Source organism: Haloferax sp. S1W, assembly GCF_044593955.1.
Lineage (GTDB): Archaea > Halobacteriota > Halobacteria > Halobacteriales > Haloferacaceae > Haloferax.
This window is the reverse complement of record NZ_CP172595.1, coordinates 2742291-2757440: the sequence shown is the minus strand read 5'-3', so window position 1 is coordinate 2757440 and position 15150 is coordinate 2742291. Positions and strand designations below refer to the sequence as shown.

At 62.8% G+C, this 15150-nt stretch carries 19 protein-coding genes; 7 read left to right on the top strand and 12 right to left on the bottom strand.

Annotated elements, in window-relative coordinates:
* Positions 1-44: 44 nt before the first annotated feature.
* A complete protein-coding gene (locus tag ACH9L7_RS14420) occupies positions 45-1334 on the top strand; it encodes a dihydroorotase (RefSeq protein WP_396611386.1) in 1290 nt (429 codons plus the stop codon).
* Positions 1335-1416: 82 nt separating this feature from the next.
* Positions 1417-1938: a hypothetical protein gene (locus tag ACH9L7_RS14415; RefSeq protein ID WP_396611385.1), complete on the top strand. Its 522-nt coding sequence runs from the start codon at positions 1417-1419 to the stop codon at positions 1936-1938.
* Between the two features lie 13 nt (positions 1939-1951).
* Here the strand turns inward: ACH9L7_RS14415 and ACH9L7_RS14410 are convergent, their stop codons facing one another.
* Positions 1952-2683 carry a DUF5806 family protein gene (locus tag ACH9L7_RS14410; RefSeq protein ID WP_396611384.1) on the bottom strand — a complete coding sequence of 244 codons (732 nt, stop codon included), beginning with the start codon at positions 2681-2683 and terminating at the stop codon, positions 1952-1954.
* A gap of 123 nt (positions 2684-2806) precedes the next feature.
* Between ACH9L7_RS14410 and ACH9L7_RS14405 the strand changes: the two genes are divergently transcribed.
* Together ACH9L7_RS14405 and ACH9L7_RS14400 are read left to right on the top strand one after the other, a co-directional pair.
* Positions 2807-3175, top strand: coding sequence for a universal stress protein (locus ACH9L7_RS14405; RefSeq protein ID WP_396611383.1), 369 nt, complete (start codon positions 2807-2809; stop codon positions 3173-3175).
* Positions 3172-3714, top strand: coding sequence for a GNAT family N-acetyltransferase (locus tag ACH9L7_RS14400; RefSeq protein WP_396611382.1), 543 nt, complete (start codon positions 3172-3174; stop codon positions 3712-3714). Before ACH9L7_RS14405 ends, ACH9L7_RS14400 begins: the two co-directional genes overlap by 4 nt.
* Before the next feature lie 90 nt (positions 3715-3804).
* Here ACH9L7_RS14400 and ACH9L7_RS14395 read toward each other — a convergent pair whose 3' ends face one another.
* Positions 3805-4260: a universal stress protein gene (locus tag ACH9L7_RS14395; protein WP_396611381.1), complete on the bottom strand. Its 456-nt coding sequence runs from the start codon at positions 4258-4260 to the stop codon at positions 3805-3807.
* A gap of 127 nt (positions 4261-4387) precedes the next feature.
* Between ACH9L7_RS14395 and ACH9L7_RS14390 the strand changes: the two genes are divergently transcribed.
* Positions 4388-4906 carry a universal stress protein gene (locus ACH9L7_RS14390; RefSeq protein WP_396611380.1) on the top strand — a complete coding sequence of 173 codons (519 nt, stop codon included), beginning with the start codon at positions 4388-4390 and terminating at the stop codon, positions 4904-4906.
* Positions 4907-4999: 93 nt separating this feature from the next.
* The gene (locus tag ACH9L7_RS14385) at positions 5000-6259 is read left to right on the top strand and encodes a DHH family phosphoesterase (RefSeq protein ID WP_396611379.1); all 1260 of its coding nucleotides are present in this window, start codon (positions 5000-5002) and stop codon (positions 6257-6259) included.
* 24 nt (positions 6260-6283) lie between these two features.
* Here ACH9L7_RS14385 and ACH9L7_RS14380 read toward each other — a convergent pair whose 3' ends face one another.
* The 8 genes from ACH9L7_RS14380 to ACH9L7_RS14345 all read right to left on the bottom strand — a co-directional run bounded on the left by ACH9L7_RS14380 (position 6284) and on the right by ACH9L7_RS14345 (position 12886).
* Positions 6284-6712 (bottom strand): DUF5807 family protein, encoded by a 429-nt coding sequence (locus ACH9L7_RS14380; protein WP_396611378.1) that lies wholly within the window; start codon positions 6710-6712, stop codon positions 6284-6286.
* A 116-nt stretch (positions 6713-6828) separates the two neighbouring features.
* The gene (gene phnE, locus ACH9L7_RS14375) at positions 6829-7635 is read right to left on the bottom strand and encodes a phosphonate ABC transporter, permease protein PhnE (RefSeq protein ID WP_396611377.1); all 807 of its coding nucleotides are present in this window, start codon (positions 7633-7635) and stop codon (positions 6829-6831) included.
* Positions 7636-8448, bottom strand: a complete 813-nt coding sequence (gene phnE, locus ACH9L7_RS14370) for a phosphonate ABC transporter, permease protein PhnE (protein ID WP_396611376.1) — start codon at positions 8446-8448, stop codon at positions 7636-7638. It lies immediately after the preceding gene.
* Between the two features lie 3 nt (positions 8449-8451).
* Positions 8452-9237 (bottom strand): phosphonate ABC transporter ATP-binding protein, encoded by a 786-nt coding sequence (gene phnC / locus ACH9L7_RS14365; RefSeq protein WP_396611375.1) that lies wholly within the window; start codon positions 9235-9237, stop codon positions 8452-8454.
* 18 nt (positions 9238-9255) lie between these two features.
* The gene (gene phnD, locus ACH9L7_RS14360; protein ID WP_396611374.1) at positions 9256-10341 is read right to left on the bottom strand and encodes a phosphate/phosphite/phosphonate ABC transporter substrate-binding protein; all 1086 of its coding nucleotides are present in this window, start codon (positions 10339-10341) and stop codon (positions 9256-9258) included.
* 191 nt (positions 10342-10532) lie between these two features.
* Positions 10533-11786: an MgtC/SapB family protein gene (locus ACH9L7_RS14355; protein ID WP_396611373.1), complete on the bottom strand. Its 1254-nt coding sequence runs from the start codon at positions 11784-11786 to the stop codon at positions 10533-10535.
* A 235-nt stretch (positions 11787-12021) separates the two neighbouring features.
* The gene (locus tag ACH9L7_RS14350) at positions 12022-12459 is read right to left on the bottom strand and encodes a hypothetical protein (protein WP_396611372.1); all 438 of its coding nucleotides are present in this window, start codon (positions 12457-12459) and stop codon (positions 12022-12024) included.
* A 25-nt stretch (positions 12460-12484) separates the two neighbouring features.
* Positions 12485-12886: a 30S ribosomal protein S6e gene (locus ACH9L7_RS14345; RefSeq protein WP_396611371.1), complete on the bottom strand. Its 402-nt coding sequence runs from the start codon at positions 12884-12886 to the stop codon at positions 12485-12487.
* A gap of 153 nt (positions 12887-13039) precedes the next feature.
* Between ACH9L7_RS14345 and ACH9L7_RS14340 the strand changes: the two genes are divergently transcribed.
* Entirely contained in the window at positions 13040-13360 is a 321-nt protein-coding gene (locus ACH9L7_RS14340) for a protease La-like protein type 2 (RefSeq protein ID WP_396611370.1), read from the top strand.
* Here ACH9L7_RS14340 and ACH9L7_RS14335 read toward each other — a convergent pair whose 3' ends face one another.
* Complete coding sequence (locus tag ACH9L7_RS14335; RefSeq protein WP_396611369.1) at positions 13361-13897, bottom strand: high-potential iron-sulfur protein; 537 nt, start codon at positions 13895-13897, stop codon at positions 13361-13363. It abuts the gene before it with no gap.
* A 129-nt stretch (positions 13898-14026) separates the two neighbouring features.
* Complete coding sequence (locus tag ACH9L7_RS14330) at positions 14027-15127, bottom strand: aminopeptidase (RefSeq protein WP_396611368.1); 1101 nt, start codon at positions 15125-15127, stop codon at positions 14027-14029.
* Positions 15128-15150 lie beyond the last annotated feature (23 nt).

Here is a 15150-nt window from a genome sequence, read left to right as displayed (position 1 = left end):
CCCGAACCGCCGGACTTAGGGCGTCGCACGTGGCAGCCCCACCTATGCGTATCTCGAACGCGACACTGGCTGACGGGCGCGTGGTCGACGTGCACGTCGAAGACGGCGAAATCACCGCCGTCGGCGACCTCGACCCCGTCGAGGGCGAACCGACCATCGACGCCGACGAGAACCTCTTGCTCCCGGGCGCAATCGACGTTCACGTCCACTTCCGCGAACCCGGCTTCGAACACAAAGAGACGTGGGAAACCGGTTCCCGAAGCGCCGCCGCAGGTGGCGTGACGACCGTCGTCGACCAACCGAACACCGACCCGACGACGACGACTGGCGAGGGCTTCGACGCGAAGGCCGACCGCGCAGAAAGCGCCTGCATCGACTACGGAATCAACGGCGGCGTCACCCCCGACTGGGACTCCGACAGTCTCTTCGAACGCCCGCTTTTCGCACTCGGTGAAGTGTTCCTCGCCGACTCCACCGGCGACATGGGCATCGGTGCCGACCTCTTCTCTACGGCGGCCGAACGCGCCGCCGAAGCGGGCGTTCCGGTGACTGTCCACGCCGAAGACGCGACCCTGTTCGACGAGTCTGCCATCGAAGGTGACCTCGGCGGCGCGGGGCGAGACGCCGACTCCGACGCGTGGAGCGCCTACCGCCGCGCCGAGGCAGAGGCCGCCGCAGTAGAACGCGCCGTCCGCGTCGGCGGCGAGTCGGGTGCACAGATTCACATCGCCCACACGAGCACGCCCGAAGGTGCCGACGCCGCCCGCGACGGCGGGGCGACCTGCGAGGTGACGCCGCACCACCTGTTCCTCTCGCGCGACGACTGCGACGAACTGGGAACCTACGGCCGCATGAACCCGCCACTCCGCTCTGAGGAGCGCCGAGAAGCCATGTTCGAGCGCCTCGCCGACGGCCACATCGACGTGGTTGCGACCGACCACGCGCCCCACACGGTCGAGGAGAAAGAACAGTCGCTTCTCGACGCGCCGAGTGGCGTCCCCGGCGTCGAGACGATGGTTCCGCTCCTCCTCGGTGCCGCCATCGAGGGGTCCCTGTCGCTGGAGCGCGTCCGCGACGTTGTTGCGACGAACCCGGCCGATATTTTCGACCTGCCGCAGAAGGGTCGAATCGAAGAAGGCGCGGACGCCGACCTCGCGCTCTACGACCTCGACGCTGCCCGCGAGATTCGCGGCGACGACCTTCACTCGAAGTGTGGGTGGACGCCCTTCGAGGGCTTCACCGGCGTCTTCCCCGAATGGACGATGGTCCGCGGCGAGACGGTCTGGGACGGCGACGGGTTCGGCGACGTGGCGGGCGAGAACGTTCGAGTGTAGTCATCCCACCGCACCGTTTTGCCCGACAACGCGCCGACAATCGAATCCTTTTCCCACCAGACCGCCCGAGACAACGACACGCATGACCGACGAGCAGACGCCCCCACGGACGCCCGGACCGAACGCGGGCGAGCAACACGTACTGACCGGACTCGTGGACGTGTGGGAGGGAATCGTCAAGGACGCCGAAGTCTTCGCCGAAGAGTACGAAGACGACGGCTGGGAGACGCTGGTGTTGCACCCCGGCGACGTGACACCGCTTCCGCCCGCGAGCCTTCCCGAGTCGACCGACCGCGTCGGATTCGACGTGCTCGTCCCCGGCAGCGAGTTCGAGTCGCTCTCCGAGTGGGTACAGTCGGCCGATTTTGACCGCTACGATGTCTATCGTGCGACCGAAAACGGCGTCGTCTTCGCCGTCTCCGTCGTGCAGGCCGACGACGCGGAAAAAGCCGTCTTCGTCCCGCTGTACTACGGCGTCCAGAAAGCGACTGAACTGGTCGAACGGGCCACAGAACAGGGCGAACTTCGACTGTACGTGCGGCCAGTCGAGGCCGACACACGTGTCGAACTCGTCCAGTCGGACCCGGACCCGCTGTTTATGTAATCGCGCGGGGCTCTCAGTCGTCGGAAAGTTCGTCTTTTCGGAGTTCCGTGCTGGCTTCGCGCACTTCGCGCATCACACTCGAAATCCGCTCTTCGGCTTCGAGTTCTTCTTCGACCGAGAGGTCGACGCCCTCGACTTCGAGGAGGAACTTCGCGATTTCGGTGACTTCGTACATCATCTCGTCGAGTTCCTCGGCGGTGAAGAAGCCGGACATCGCGCCGTAGAGGAACGTTGCACCCGATTTCCGCACCTTGTCCCGAAATGCCGAGCGGGCTTGGTTGACCGCCTGCGGGGTGTAGGTGTCGGTCATGAAGGGGACGAGTTCGGGAAGGTTCTCGCCGATTTTCGTCATCTCGACGCCCGTTTCGGTCCGGAAGTCGGCACAGAGACGCGCGATAGCCCACTCGCGGGCGGTGACGTAGGTTCGCTCGCGGAGGAAGTCGTTGACGCGGTCGTACTGCGCGCCGTCGACTTTCTTGAACCGGGCGTACTTCTGCACGTCTTTCGGGATGTCGGGTTCGTCGTCGGCGTCCTGTTCCGGAGCAGCACTCGCGTCGGCCGCCGTCTCGGTCGTTGTCGCGGCCGTTTCGGTCGCTTCCGCGGCAGTCTCACCGTCAGTCTGCTGGCTGGCTCCTGCTTCTCCGTCGGTCTGTTCGGGGATTTTCACCTCGCCATCGGACGATTCGAGGGCGTCCGCGTCGACGTCGGACTCCACGCCGTCGGAGTCGGCGAACTCGTCTGTCATACCGCGGGCTACCGCGGCATGGCCGAAAAGGGTTCCGCGACAGGGTGTCGGTCGTGGCCTGTGCCCCTGTGCAATGACATCACCGGGGAAGGGTTTTCAAACACCGCCGCGAGTGTAGGAGCCATGAAGGTACTGCTCGGTATCGGTGGCAGCGACGATTCAATCCGAGCGCTGGAGAAGACGGCGGAACGAGCGGCGAACACAGGTGACGACCTAACCGTCGCCATCGTCGAAAACCCGTCCGTCGAGCGCTCGCGCGAAGACATCGAAGAGAAAGTCGCCGAAGTCCTCGGCGACGTAGACCTCGACGCCCCCGTCCGCCACCTCGAAGGCGACCCCGGAAGCGCACTGGTCGACATGGCCGAAAACGAAGGATTCGACCAACTCGTTCTCGGTGGCGGCCAGACGAGTCCGATGGGGAAGATACAAATCGGGAGTATCGCGGAGTTTGTACTCCTCAACTCCCACGTAACCGTCACGCTGGTACGATGAACGTACGAACCTACTCCGACACTGTTGCAGACCCCTACGAGGCACCGCCGCTCTCGTTCACCGACCGCGAGGAGCGGACCATCGAGGTGCGCCCCTACGAGGGCGACGAAGACGAGTTCGAGTTGCTTGTCGAGATGTACGTCGCGTTCGACCCGTCGGACCGGGCACAGGGCATCCCACCGGGACGGGAAGACCGCATCCGCGAGTGGCTCGACAACATCCTCGCCAGCGAGTGTCTGAACGTCATCGCATGGCACGGCGACGAGGTTGCGGGACACGCGACGCTCGTGCCCGACGGTGAAGCGTACGAACTCGCCATCTTCGTCCATCAGGAGTACCAGCGCGCCGGTATCGGCACGCAACTCATCAAGGCACTGCTCGGCTACGGCCGCGAATCCGGCGTCGAGAAGGTCTGGCTCACGGTCGAGCGATGGAACCGCGCGGCGGTGGGACTGTACAAGACAGTTGGCTTCGAAACCAGCGACGCAGAGAGCTTCGAGTTGGAGATGACGATTCGGCTCAACGGCTCGGACGAGTAGGCCGGGGCGTCAGACCGAAAACGCAGACTGGCTGGGTCAGACCGACAAAACAGGCTGGCTGGGTCAGACCAACAAAACAGGCTGGCTGGGTCAGACGGACAGAACGGGCTGGCTGGCGTACAACAGGACGTATTCTGCGGCCTTCGCCAGCACCTCGCCGGGGTCGCCCGAAATCGGTTCGCGCGGCACGACGATGAAATCGGAGTCGAGTTCTTCTGCTGTGTCGAGGACGACGCTTCCGGGATGGAGAAGCTTACTCGTCGGCGAGAAGCCGTACGCGACAGACGTAGAGACGGGGACGTCGGCGTTGTCTGCGATTCCGGAAACCGTGTCGGTGACGGCTCTGCTCTCTTTGAAGACGGCGTCCTCGTCGACGGCTCCCCGCTCGATAGCGCGGACGACGTCTTCGCCGAGGACGTGCACTGCGTGGACCGCGGCGTCGTACTCGGCCGCGATTGCGACGGCGTACTCGGCCGCGCGCGTCGCCTCCTCGCTTTGGTCGACCGGGACGAGAACGAGGTCGATAGAGAGCGGGCGCGATGGCATGTCACCACCTCCGTCGGGGGATGACAAAAAACCCACCCACCACAACGGAAGGACCACCCGCTGCGCCGCTTCGACACGCGACGACACCCGGACTGGTTTTATGCCGCCCCACGGTGAACCCCAGACCATGTTCGACACGATGGTCATCGCGACGGACGGGTCGGCGAGTGTCCGACGAGCGGTCCGGGTCTCGCTCGACCTCGCAGAGCGGTTCGACGCGACGGTCCACGCGCTGTACGTCATCGACGCGGGCGACGTGGAGACAGCTCCCGAGCGGCTTCGGGACGAGATGCGCGAGGCGCTGACAGAGCGCGGCGAAGAAGCACTCGCCGAGGTGCAAGCCGAGACGGAACGAGACGTGACCGTCGCGGTCCGCGAAGGGCGGCCTGCGGCGGAGATTTCGAACTACGCCCGCGAGGTCGACGCCGACGCCGTCGCCATGGGGACGCGAGGACGACACGGCGAAAGTCGGTTCCTCATCGGGAGCGTCGCCGAGCGCGTGGTCCGAAGTTGTCCAGTTCCCGTTCTCACGGTGCGCCAACTGGACACGGAGACGGACGACCCGCTTCTCGACAGTGAGGGAGAATCCGAAGCAGAGCCTGAGGCAGAGGCAGAAACAGAGACAGAGACAGAAGAAGCGGCCTGAAACGGCTGAAGTGCAGTTAGCCGGTCGCCGCCGACCCAGCGCGTCACCGCGGTAATCGACAGGTGTTTTCCCCGTCGGGTTCGACCCGCCGGTATGGAAGAAGAGCTTATCGACAGTTCTCGACTCTCACTCCCCCGAAAGTCCGTTCTCCCGGGCACCGGATTCTTCTACCCCGACGACCTCGACGAAGAGCGGGCCGAAGAACGCGCCAAGGAGAAACTCGAAACCGCCGAGGTAGCCGTCGTCACCGACACCGACGCAGACGGCCTCGGCTGTGTCGCCCTCCTCCGCGAAGTCTACGATGCCGCCCTCGACGTGACTGACTTCGAAGAACGCATCGAAGAGCGCCTCGCGGAAGCACGCGGCGAGGTTGACGAAGCCGAAGAAGACGACGAGGAAGAAGAAGACCGCCCCGAGTCACCGGTCGCGCTCATGGGGTCGAGTCCCTACTCGTTAGAAGACGACCTGCTTCGCGTCGCCGAGTACGCCCCCGAGGGCATCGACGTGTTCGTCTGCGACCTCTGTCCCGACCGCTACGAGTACGTCGAAGAAGAACTCGAAGCCCTCGCCGAAGTCGCGGGGTCGATTCGCTGGTTCGACCACCATCAGTGGAAGCCCGAGGTTGCAGCGCAGGTCCGTGCGGCGGGCGTGGACCTCGTCGTCGGCGAGTCCGACGAGGAGTGTTCGACCGACGTGGCGCTCCGCGAACTCGACTACGACTTCGACGAGCGGTTCGTCGAACTGGCGGCCGTCACCCGTGACCACGACCTCTGGCTGAACGAAGACGAGCGCAGTCAGGACCTCGCCGATTACGCCTACTGGACCGGCAAAGAGGAGTACGTCGCTATCGTCGGTGCGTACGGTGCCGACCTCCCAGAAGTCGTCGAGGAGTACATCGCCCACCGTCGGGTCGAAAAGGAGAATCTCATCGAAGCGGCCGTCTCCCGCGCAGAGTTCAAGGCGGTCGGCGAGTGGACCGTCGGCATCACCTACGGCCGCTGTTCGCAAAACGAGGTCGCAGACGCCATCCGCGAGGAGGGTGCCGACGCCGCCGTCATCGTCAAACCCGCAGGCAGCGCGAGCATCCGCGGGTCCGAGGACTTCGAGCGCTGTCACGAAGTCGCGGGCCTCGTCAACGGCGGTGGCCACCCCAAGGCTGCCGGGTGTAAGCCGGATATCTACGACGATATGCTCGACTACGCGCACCACTGGACGACGCAGGGTGCGACGACGAAGCGCGTCATCCTCGACGCGTTCGAGCGGGTTGCCGAGACGCCCGTTGCGGGTGAAGACGAAGACGCTGAAGCCGTCACCGAGGCCGACCCCGACGCTGACGACGAGGATTCGGAGTAGAATCAGTCGGGCGAGACCGGAGCGTTACGCGTCGTCGACGACCCAGCGGTCGGAGTACGCCGTCCCGCACTCACATTTCGCGTAGGCGTGGACGACATCGCCCTCCTCGTAGATACCGCCAACTTCCTCGTTTTGCGCCTCAGCGAACGAGAAGATGAACTTCGGTTCATGGTTCTCTTCGGACGCGTTGTCGGGACAGTCCCCGCCGCTCAGGTCGCGGTCGATATCGCCGTCAGACCCCATCGCGGTCTGGGCGAACTCCATCGCGTCCATGCCCGTTCCGGCCGCGAAGGCGCGGCGGCCGTTGTCGCCGGGAACGACGAGGACGTAGCCGTTTTCGACTTCTTCGCCCATGTTCGGAATCTTCCCTTGACTGTCGAGATACTCGTGGGTGAGATAGAGCGCCACGTCGTCGAGACGCTCGCCTGCGAGGAACTCGTCCAACTTGCTCATACCCCGTGTGGGGTGTCGGGCGGTAAAAACGGCGTGTCTCCGAGCGACGCGGAGAACGGCGAGGGAGTGTTCGTCCCCGCCGCGTCTCAGAAGGGAGTGTTCGTCCCCATCGCGACTTAGCTGACTTTCCCGCGGAGGTACGCGGAGACACCCTCGCTCACGAGGACGATGCCGAGGATGGCGATGAGGATGGTGAGCACCGCGTCCCACTTGAAGTAGTTAATGTTCGTCTGAAGGGCGACGCCGATGCCGCCCGCACCGACGAACCCGATGATGGTCGACGCCCGCACGTTGATGTCCCACCGGAAGGTGGCGACGCTGATGAACGCCGGTTTAATCTGCGGAGCGATGCCGTAGATGAACGTCTGGAGCGTCGAAGCACCGGTTGCGGAGATTGCTTCGACCGGACCGCGGTCGATTTCCTCGATTGCTTCGCCGAGGAGTTTCGCAGTGAAGCCCACGGAGCGAACCGCAATCGCGAGCACGCCCGCAAGAGCGCCCGGACCGAACAGGACGACGAAGATGAGCGCCCAGATGATGACGTTCACAGAGCGGGTAAACGAGACGATGAACTTCCCCAAGAGGTACGTCCACCGGTTCGGCGTCGTGTTGCTCGCGCTGAGGAACGCCACGGGAAGCGCCATCACGATGGCGAGCGCCGTCCCGAGAATCGAGATGTTGATGGTCTCCAGAAGGGGCCCCACAATCTCGTTGGTGTAGGTGACGTTCGGCGGGTACATCCGCGTCAAGAGGTCCATCACCTCGCGCGGCGCGGACGCGACGTAGGTGTAGTTGATGTCCATCGACCGCCACGAGACGGCGAGGACGACGAGCACTCCCAGTATGAGGAAGTAGCGAACCAGTCGCTGTCGGGAGTCGAAACGCTCCCATTCAGCACCGCCACTGGACGATTTACTCGCCATTTACTGGACCCTCCGTCGGGCGTAGGCGCTCGCGGCCTCGCCGACCATGACGATGCCGACGATGACGAGGATAATCAGCGAACTGTACTGGTAGTCGTACTTCTGGAAGGAGTTGAGGAGCGTAATCCCAATCCCGCCCGCACCGACGATGCCGACGACCGTACTGTGTCGGAGGTTGATGTCCAGTCGGTAGATGGACAGCCCGATGATGCGGGGGATAATCTGCGGGAGAACGCCGTAGAGATACACCTGAAGCTGACTACCGCCGACAGCCTCGATGGCGTCCATCTGGCCCGTGTCGATGTCTTCGATTTCTTCGGAGAGGAGCTTCGCGAAGAAGCCGACCGTCTTGAACGCGAGTGCGAGAACACCCGCGAGCGGGCCGAATCCGACCGCCTTCACCATGACGATGGCGACGATGAGTTCGTGGAACGACCGCGTGACGGCGATGATGCTCCGGCCGACCAGATAGATTGGTCGCGGAGCGAGGTTATTGGCCGCCATGAACGCCACGGGCGCGCTGACGACGATACCGAGGGTGGTCGCGATAATCGACATGAGGATACTCTCGACGATACCGCGGACCATCAGGTCGAACTGCGTCTGCGTCGCTGCCGGCGGCAGCATGTTCGAGACGAGCGTCACGCCCGCTTCGAGGCCGCGGAAGAATCGCTCGGGCGCGACGCGGATGTCCCAAAAGCTGTAGAGGACGAATCCCGTGATAAGGGCGTAGACGACGTACTTCGTCGTCCGGTTGTAGAACGCAGTCGGGCGCTCCCAACGACCGTCTACCGAACCGGATTGGGTCGCCATCGCTCAGTCCCCCGCGCCACTGGCCTTGGCGGCATCGCGTTCGGCGCGCGATTGGCCGCCGCGGTAGATGATGTCCTGTGCGCGCTCGTCGAGTTCGTCCGCTGCACCCTCGAAGACGAGTTCACCGTCGCTCAGACCGACGACGCGGTCTGCGTACTTCGTCGCCAAATCGACCTCGTGGATGTTGATGAGGACGGGAATGTCGTCTTCGCGGGCGATTTCGGTGAGGAGGTCCATCACCTCGACCGAGGTTTCGGGGTCGAGCGCACTCGTCGGTTCGTCCACGAGGAGAATCTTCGGGCGCTGAATGACGGCGCGAGCGATGCCGACGCGCTGCCGCTGCCCGCCTGAAAGTTCGTCTGCGCGGTCGTTTTCGACGCCTTCGAGACCGACGCGCCGGAGGACCTTCCGCGCAGTTGCGATGTCCTCGCTGTCGAAGTTGCGGCGGAAGGCGTCCCAGGTGCTCATGTAGCCGAGTCGACCCGAAAGGACGTTCTCCATCACCGTCAGGCGCTCGACGAGGTTGAACTCCTGGTGAATCATCCCCATGTCGCGGCGCGCCTCGCGGAGTTGCGAACCCGACAGTCCGGTTATCTCGGTGTCGTCGAGCCATATCTCCCCTGCGGTCGGCTCGGTGAGCCGGTTGATACAGCGGATGAGCGTACTCTTTCCGGCCCCGCTGGGACCGATGATGGAGACGATTTCGTTCCCGCTTACGTCCATCGAGAGCCCCTTGAGTGCGCGGTCACCGGAGTCGTACACTTTTTCTATTTCTTTAACATTTAACATGGAAATCGTGGAAGGAAGTTATTCGCCGAGGTTGCCCGTCTTGTACTCGACGCCGTTGTTCTCCTGAATCTGGAGGATGATGTCGTACGCGGTGGCGTAGTCGATTTCCGTGAACTTGCCACGGCCCTCGAACGTCTCTGCGATTTTCGTATCGGAGTAGTCGTAGTCGACGAACGCGGCACGGATGCCCTCCTGAATCTCCGGCGTGAGGTTGTAGCGGTACGTGAAGCTCGTCGTCGGGAACGGGTTGCTCGCCCAGACGACCTTGATTTTCGAGGGGTCGAGGTTCCCGGAGTTTGCGACGCGGGTCACACAGGTACTACAGACCGGTGCGGCGTCGTAGTCACCGTTGGCGACGCCGAGGACACTCTGTTCGTGGCCGCCGGAGTACGCAACTTCATAGTCATCACCGGGGACGACACCCTGATTTGCGAAGAGTGCGCGGGGTGCCTGATTGCCGGAGTTAGACGACGGTTCGGAGTGTGCGACGCGCTTTCCTTTCAGGTCTTCGAGTGCGCTGATTTCGTCGTTGTCGGCCTGCGTCGCCAGCCAGAGGCGGTAGCCGAAGTCGCCCTCGGCGGACACCTGCAGCGAGAAGGGCACGGCACCGGCGAGGTTCACCGCGAACGGGGTCGGACCGGTCGAGAAACCGGCGACGTGGAGACGCTCAGAGCGCATCGCTTCGACCTGCGACGCGTACGACTGAAGTGGGAAGTACTCGACATCCTTGCCCGTCTCCTTCGCGATGTTGTCCATGAGCGGCTTCATCGTCGTCCGGTAAGCCGCTGGGTCCTCCGTTGGCGTCATCGCGAACGCGAGTTTGTCGGGGTCAAGAAGCTTACTCTCGTCGGACGGCGTCTCCTTGACGGGCTTCCCGTACCGGGGCTCGTCCCGCGACTCCATGTTTTTGAGGTCCGAAAGCGAGCCAGTCTCGAAACCAGTCTGGATGAGCGCCTGCATTGGCTGGGGGAACTCAGGGTTCGACGGGTCGAAGTCGTAAGACTCAGACGGCGTGCTGTCGCCACCCGACTCACCGCTGTCGGACCCGGCGTCACCACTGCCCTCTTTGTCGCCCGTAATACACCCGGCGAGACCGAGTGACATCGCGACTGCACTACTCGAAAGAATGGACCGGCGAGTTGGCTCAAAGTTCGGCATTGCTATAACTTCACATGAACAATACAATCGTTATAAATGTTATGAATAATTATATAGAAGTAAGTATGGTAACAAATATCACATACTACCCGAAGATATAACCGGGTTAAAACGCTGAAAAGAAGGTCAGTAGCGGCTCAGAACACGAATATCAAGGTTCCGCTCGCCATGCCGACGGCGATGAGAACGGCACTCATCTTCGCGACGGGAGCGAGAAGTGACCGGTTGATGCTCGCGGCCAAGACGATTTTGACGATGATGCTCGCGGAGGTTCCGGCGAGGACGCTCGCGGCGGCAACCTCGGAAGACACCTGTCCGGCAAGGTAGAGTGTGACGGCCGTCGTCGTCGTCGACCCGCTCGACACCAGACCGCTCAAAAAGCTCGTCGTGATGAATCCTGCTGTCCCGAAGAATGTCTGTGCACCCGCCGAGAGGACGAGGATACCGAGAAAGAGTCCACCGAACTTGAGGGCGTTCGACAGACTGAACGGTGAATCGAAATCGAGTTGAAGTTCGGTATCCCAATCGGTGTGGTACACCGACAACCCGACGCCGACGAGCGCAATGACGCCGAGCGGCGTTCCGACTTCCGGAACCACGTCCGGGATGAACACCCCGACGAGGAACAGGTTTCGGACGGCCATCGCGGCGTCGGCGAGCAGCACCGCACCGACTGAGAGGGTGAGGATATCCGTGTTTTGCTCGGCGCGGTTCGCGAACTCGCCGATGACGGCCGTCGAGTTGACTAAGCCGCCGAAAAAGCCCGTGATGGCGACGCCTTTGCTCCCGTAGCGTTGCATGATGACGTAGTTGATGAAGCCGAGACCACTCACAGCGACCACGAGGAGCCAGACGAGTTGTGGCTGAATCGCGCCCCACGGACCGATTGGTTCGGCGGGAAGCAGCGGGTAGATGACGAACGCCAGAATCGCAAATTCGGCTGCGCTCTTGACCTCCGCCTTCGACAACCCCCACGCGAACTGATGGAGTTCCCGCCGAAGCACCAACAGGAGCGACGAGATGATGGCTAACACGACTGCTTCGAGGACGAAGTCGGCGGCAACCATCACGCCGGTGCTGTAGGCGACGAACAACGACGCGGAAGTCGTCAGCGACAAACTTCGTGAGTCCTCGTCGTGGAGGAGTCCGTCGGCACCGAGAAGAACCGCCTGGACGAGAACGAGGACGCCGCCCAGAACCAGAATTACATTGTTACCGATTGTCGTCGATATCGCGCCGATGAGACTCGTCAGCGCGAACGTTCGGATTCCGGCGGACTTCTGGGACCACTCGCGTTCGAGACCCAGAAACATCCCTAACGCTGCCGCGATGAACAGTCGCGTGATTCGAGGGCTAATCGGAAGCGTTGCCACGTCGATTTGCTCTATCATCGACTCACCTTCCGCCGTCTACCTCGAAGCGGACGTGCTGTGGGGGGCCGGTCCCGCATTGGGGTGTGCATTGCTGAGACCATCGTGTTCAGTGTGCACTCGTGACTCGGATTACATAAATATTCTCTATAGTCTATTTATGACAGTGTTTGTCACACCATAGGATGGGAGCGCGAGGCTCCATGGTAACACAGAGTGAAAGCGCAGCCGCTACTCGCCCAACCAGACGCGAACCCTACTCGTCCGGCCGCCCGAACTTTTCAGCGATGCTGGAAAGCGAGTCGTTCGGGCGCTTGGTGACACGGTAGACGGTCCGGACGCCCGGAACACGGAGTCCGTACTGGTAGCCATCGTCGAGTTCGTCGAGTTCGACGGCGTCCCCGGGGTCGCGGTCGTTCTCGCGGCACCACTCGACGAGACGGTTCTCGCCGTCACCGGGGGTTCGGGCAAGTCGCTTGTTGTCGTACGCGCCGCGAATCACGAGTCCTGACGCATCTGACGAGATGCGTGCGTGGTATGCGGTGCCGTCGAGGTGGAGACGAACGAAATCGCCGTCCTCGACCGCGATACCGTCCGGGACACCGAGACACGGGCGGCGGGTGCCGCCGCTCCGGGCCAGATTCGCGCGGAACGTCTGGACTGACGGGTGGTCGGAGGGAAGTTGCGTTGTCACGTGAGACAGAAGGGGAAAAACTGCGTTACTCTTCGTCTGCTTCGTCGTCGCCTTCGCCGAAGGCAGCGGCAACGTCGCCGTCACCGGAGACGACCTTCGCGTTGATCTGGACGGTCTCTTCGTTGATTTCGCGGCCGCGGACCGTGATGCGCTTGCGCTCGCCGTCGCGGGACGGGTTGAAGCCGATGCCGTCCTTGGCGAGGATTTCGTTGAGACTGCCACCCGGAACGTCGGGGTGCATCGGGCGACCGGCCTTGTCGGAGCCACCGGTCAGTTCGAGCGTGAAGCCGTCGAGACCGACGGCAGCGCCGTCAACCTCGTCACCGAGGTCACGACCGAGGAATCGGTTTGCGTCCTGTTCTTCGACATCGACCTGGTAGGTCTCGCCGTTGTCGGGGTCGGCGACGACGACCATGAATTCTGCCATGCGCGGATGAAAACGGTCGCGGATAAAAAGTACGTCGAAAGCGCGCCTCACTCCCGCCACCCGCGAATCAGCTTCTCGCGCCCGAATTCCGGATACTCAGTCCCAATCAAGAGTGTGCTAAAGGTTAACTTTCAACACTGTGTACTCACTGCTATGATGGAGGACACAGACGCCCGCGAGACACCACGCATGGTCGAAGCGAAGACGAGAGAGTTGGCCCAACTCGGTCCTCGGGAACTCGTCGAACCGGAGCCGCGCGAACTCGTCGAAGCCGAACCGAGAACACTCGTAGAGGCTCGCCCACGGGAACTCGTCGAAGCAAAGTCGAGAGAATTGGTGAAAACACAGCCCACGGCGCTCGTCGAGCGAGTGTGGTACGAGTGCGACTCGTGTGGCTACCGCTCGGGTCGTGGCGTCCACGAACAACTCTGTCCGCGCTGTGGTGGGGACGTGACGCGCGTCGGCGACGAGTGACTACAAGGTGTAGTCTACTCCACCACCGCCGCCTCCATCTTCGCCTTCTTCTTCCTGTTCAGCTTCTGCTTCCTCGATTGACTCCCAGAGCGAACACCAGTCCTCGGGGTCGATGTACCCCTCGACACGGGCGCACGCCCCGAACCCGTCGCCGTTTTTGTCCGGAATGTACTCCGCGCAGTTCCCGCAGTCTTGGCCCTCCTGTGCGAGTCCCGCTTCGACTGCTTCGGTCGCCTCCTGAAACTGCGTCGCCTCCTTGGTGAATAGTTCGTCGGGGTTTCGCTTTTCGCCCGCCTGAGACAGCGCAGTCCGGTACGCTTCGGGGACTGGTCCATGGACGAACTCCTCTTCAGAGACTCCCTCTGGGAGTTCCTCTTCGTGCTCTTGTCCATCTTCTTCTGCTTCGGTCGTCGTGGTGGTTGTGGTGGTCGTCTCCTCCTGCCCACCATCACCACCGAGACACCCAGCGAGACTGACGACAGTCCCACCGCCAGCGAGTTGGAGAAATCGGCGTCTCGTTTCGTCGGAAAATGACATATGAGGAGCTAGCCGCCGAACCGGCTTTAGTAGGTGGTATGTTACCAAATGTCGGGGAGTCAAGTACCGGAAAACGCTTACTTAAAGAAGAACCCGGAGCAGTTAGGAAGCCAAAAGGGGTAACCGAACCTACTCCTCGAATTCGTCTTCCCAACGGAACACGCCGTTTCGCTGAACGACTTCGCCGTCGACTTCGATGAACGACTCCTCGCTCATGTCCGTAATCATGTCCACGTGGACCGCAGACTGGTTTCCGTCCTCACCCTCGGGGAGACACGACCCGTAGGCGCGGCCCACGGCGAGGTGGATGGTGTCGCCCATCTTCTCGTCGAAGAGGATGCTGTCGGTAAAGCGGTCGATACCGCGGTTCATGCCGATTCCGAGTTCGCCGAGGCGACGAGCGCCCTCGTCGGTGTCGAGGATACCGGCGAGTGCGTCTTCGCCCGCGCCCGCGGAGAAGTCAACGACTTCGCCGCCTTCGAACGTGAGGTGGACGTTCTCGACGCGCTGGCCTTCGAGCGTCATCGGCACGTCGAAGAACACCTCGCCCTCGACGGCGTCCTCGACAGGGGCGGTGAACACCTCACCGGATGGGAGGTTGTGCGAGTCGTAGACGACGGAGGCGGCGGAGTTGACCGCGGTCCGGCCCTCGATGGACATCGTGAGGTCGGTGTCCTCCTTGACGATGCGGACTTCAGACCCGTCGTCGAGAATCTCCTTCATGTTCGCCATCTCGTCGGCGAGTTCCTCCCAGTCGAAGAGGACGGCGTCGTAGACGAAATCGGCGTACTCCTCGAAAGACATCCCGGCTTGTTGGGCCATCGCACGGGTGGGGTGGACCGTCGAAACCCAGTCGGTGTCCATGCGAGCCTCGCGGACCGCGTTGGCGGCGCGGTTGTATGCCTGACGGGTCTCTGTCGGGACGTCGGCCGTCGCTGCCGTGTTTCGCGTCCCGCCGAGGAAGAGCACCGAATCGGCCGCCTCGTAGAGGGCGAGTTCGTGTTCGGGGAGTTCGAAGTCGCCGTCGTGGGCGCGGAGGTACGCCCGCTGGACCTCCTCGGAGGCGTAGGTCGTCACGACGTTCGCACCGCGCTCGCCGAGCGCCTCGGCGACGGCGACTGCCAGGTCGTGGGCACCTTCGCCGACAGAGACGACCACGTCGTCGCCGGACTCGATTCGCGCGCTCCAATCGACGAGCACCGCGGCGTGCTCGTGGATTCGTTCGTCCATATCGGCCCCTCGTGCGGGGCGGT

Bases quoted from the DNA above. Each gene is read 5' to 3' on its own strand.
- ACH9L7_RS14420 (WP_396611386.1), top strand. From the start codon at position 45: ATGCGTATCTCGAACGCGACACTGGCTGACGGGCGCGTGGTCGACGTG.
- ACH9L7_RS14415 (WP_396611385.1), top strand. From the start codon at position 1,417: ATGACCGACGAGCAGACGCCCCCACGGACGCCCGGACCGAACGCGGGC.
- ACH9L7_RS14410 (WP_396611384.1), bottom strand. From the start codon at position 2,683: ATGACAGACGAGTTCGCCGACTCCGACGGCGTGGAGTCCGACGTCGAC.
- ACH9L7_RS14405 (WP_396611383.1), top strand. From the start codon at position 2,807: ATGAAGGTACTGCTCGGTATCGGTGGCAGCGACGATTCAATCCGAGCG.
- ACH9L7_RS14400 (WP_396611382.1), top strand. From the start codon at position 3,172: ATGAACGTACGAACCTACTCCGACACTGTTGCAGACCCCTACGAGGCA.
- ACH9L7_RS14395 (WP_396611381.1), bottom strand. From the start codon at position 4,260: ATGCCATCGCGCCCGCTCTCTATCGACCTCGTTCTCGTCCCGGTCGAC.
- ACH9L7_RS14390 (WP_396611380.1), top strand. From the start codon at position 4,388: ATGTTCGACACGATGGTCATCGCGACGGACGGGTCGGCGAGTGTCCGA.
- ACH9L7_RS14385 (WP_396611379.1), top strand. From the start codon at position 5,000: ATGGAAGAAGAGCTTATCGACAGTTCTCGACTCTCACTCCCCCGAAAG.
- ACH9L7_RS14380 (WP_396611378.1), bottom strand. From the start codon at position 6,712: ATGAGCAAGTTGGACGAGTTCCTCGCAGGCGAGCGTCTCGACGACGTG.
- phnE (WP_396611377.1), bottom strand. From the start codon at position 7,635: ATGGCGAGTAAATCGTCCAGTGGCGGTGCTGAATGGGAGCGTTTCGAC.
- phnE (WP_396611376.1), bottom strand. From the start codon at position 8,448: ATGGCGACCCAATCCGGTTCGGTAGACGGTCGTTGGGAGCGCCCGACT.
- phnC (WP_396611375.1), bottom strand. From the start codon at position 9,237: ATGTTAAATGTTAAAGAAATAGAAAAAGTGTACGACTCCGGTGACCGC.
- phnD (WP_396611374.1), bottom strand. From the start codon at position 10,341: ATGTCACTCGGTCTCGCCGGGTGTATTACGGGCGACAAAGAGGGCAGT.
- ACH9L7_RS14355 (WP_396611373.1), bottom strand. From the start codon at position 11,786: ATGATAGAGCAAATCGACGTGGCAACGCTTCCGATTAGCCCTCGAATC.
- ACH9L7_RS14345 (WP_396611371.1), bottom strand. From the start codon at position 12,886: ATGGCAGAATTCATGGTCGTCGTCGCCGACCCCGACAACGGCGAGACC.
- ACH9L7_RS14340 (WP_396611370.1), top strand. From the start codon at position 13,040: ATGATGGAGGACACAGACGCCCGCGAGACACCACGCATGGTCGAAGCG.
- ACH9L7_RS14335 (WP_396611369.1), bottom strand. From the start codon at position 13,897: ATGTCATTTTCCGACGAAACGAGACGCCGATTTCTCCAACTCGCTGGC.
- ACH9L7_RS14330 (WP_396611368.1), bottom strand. From the start codon at position 15,127: ATGGACGAACGAATCCACGAGCACGCCGCGGTGCTCGTCGATTGGAGC.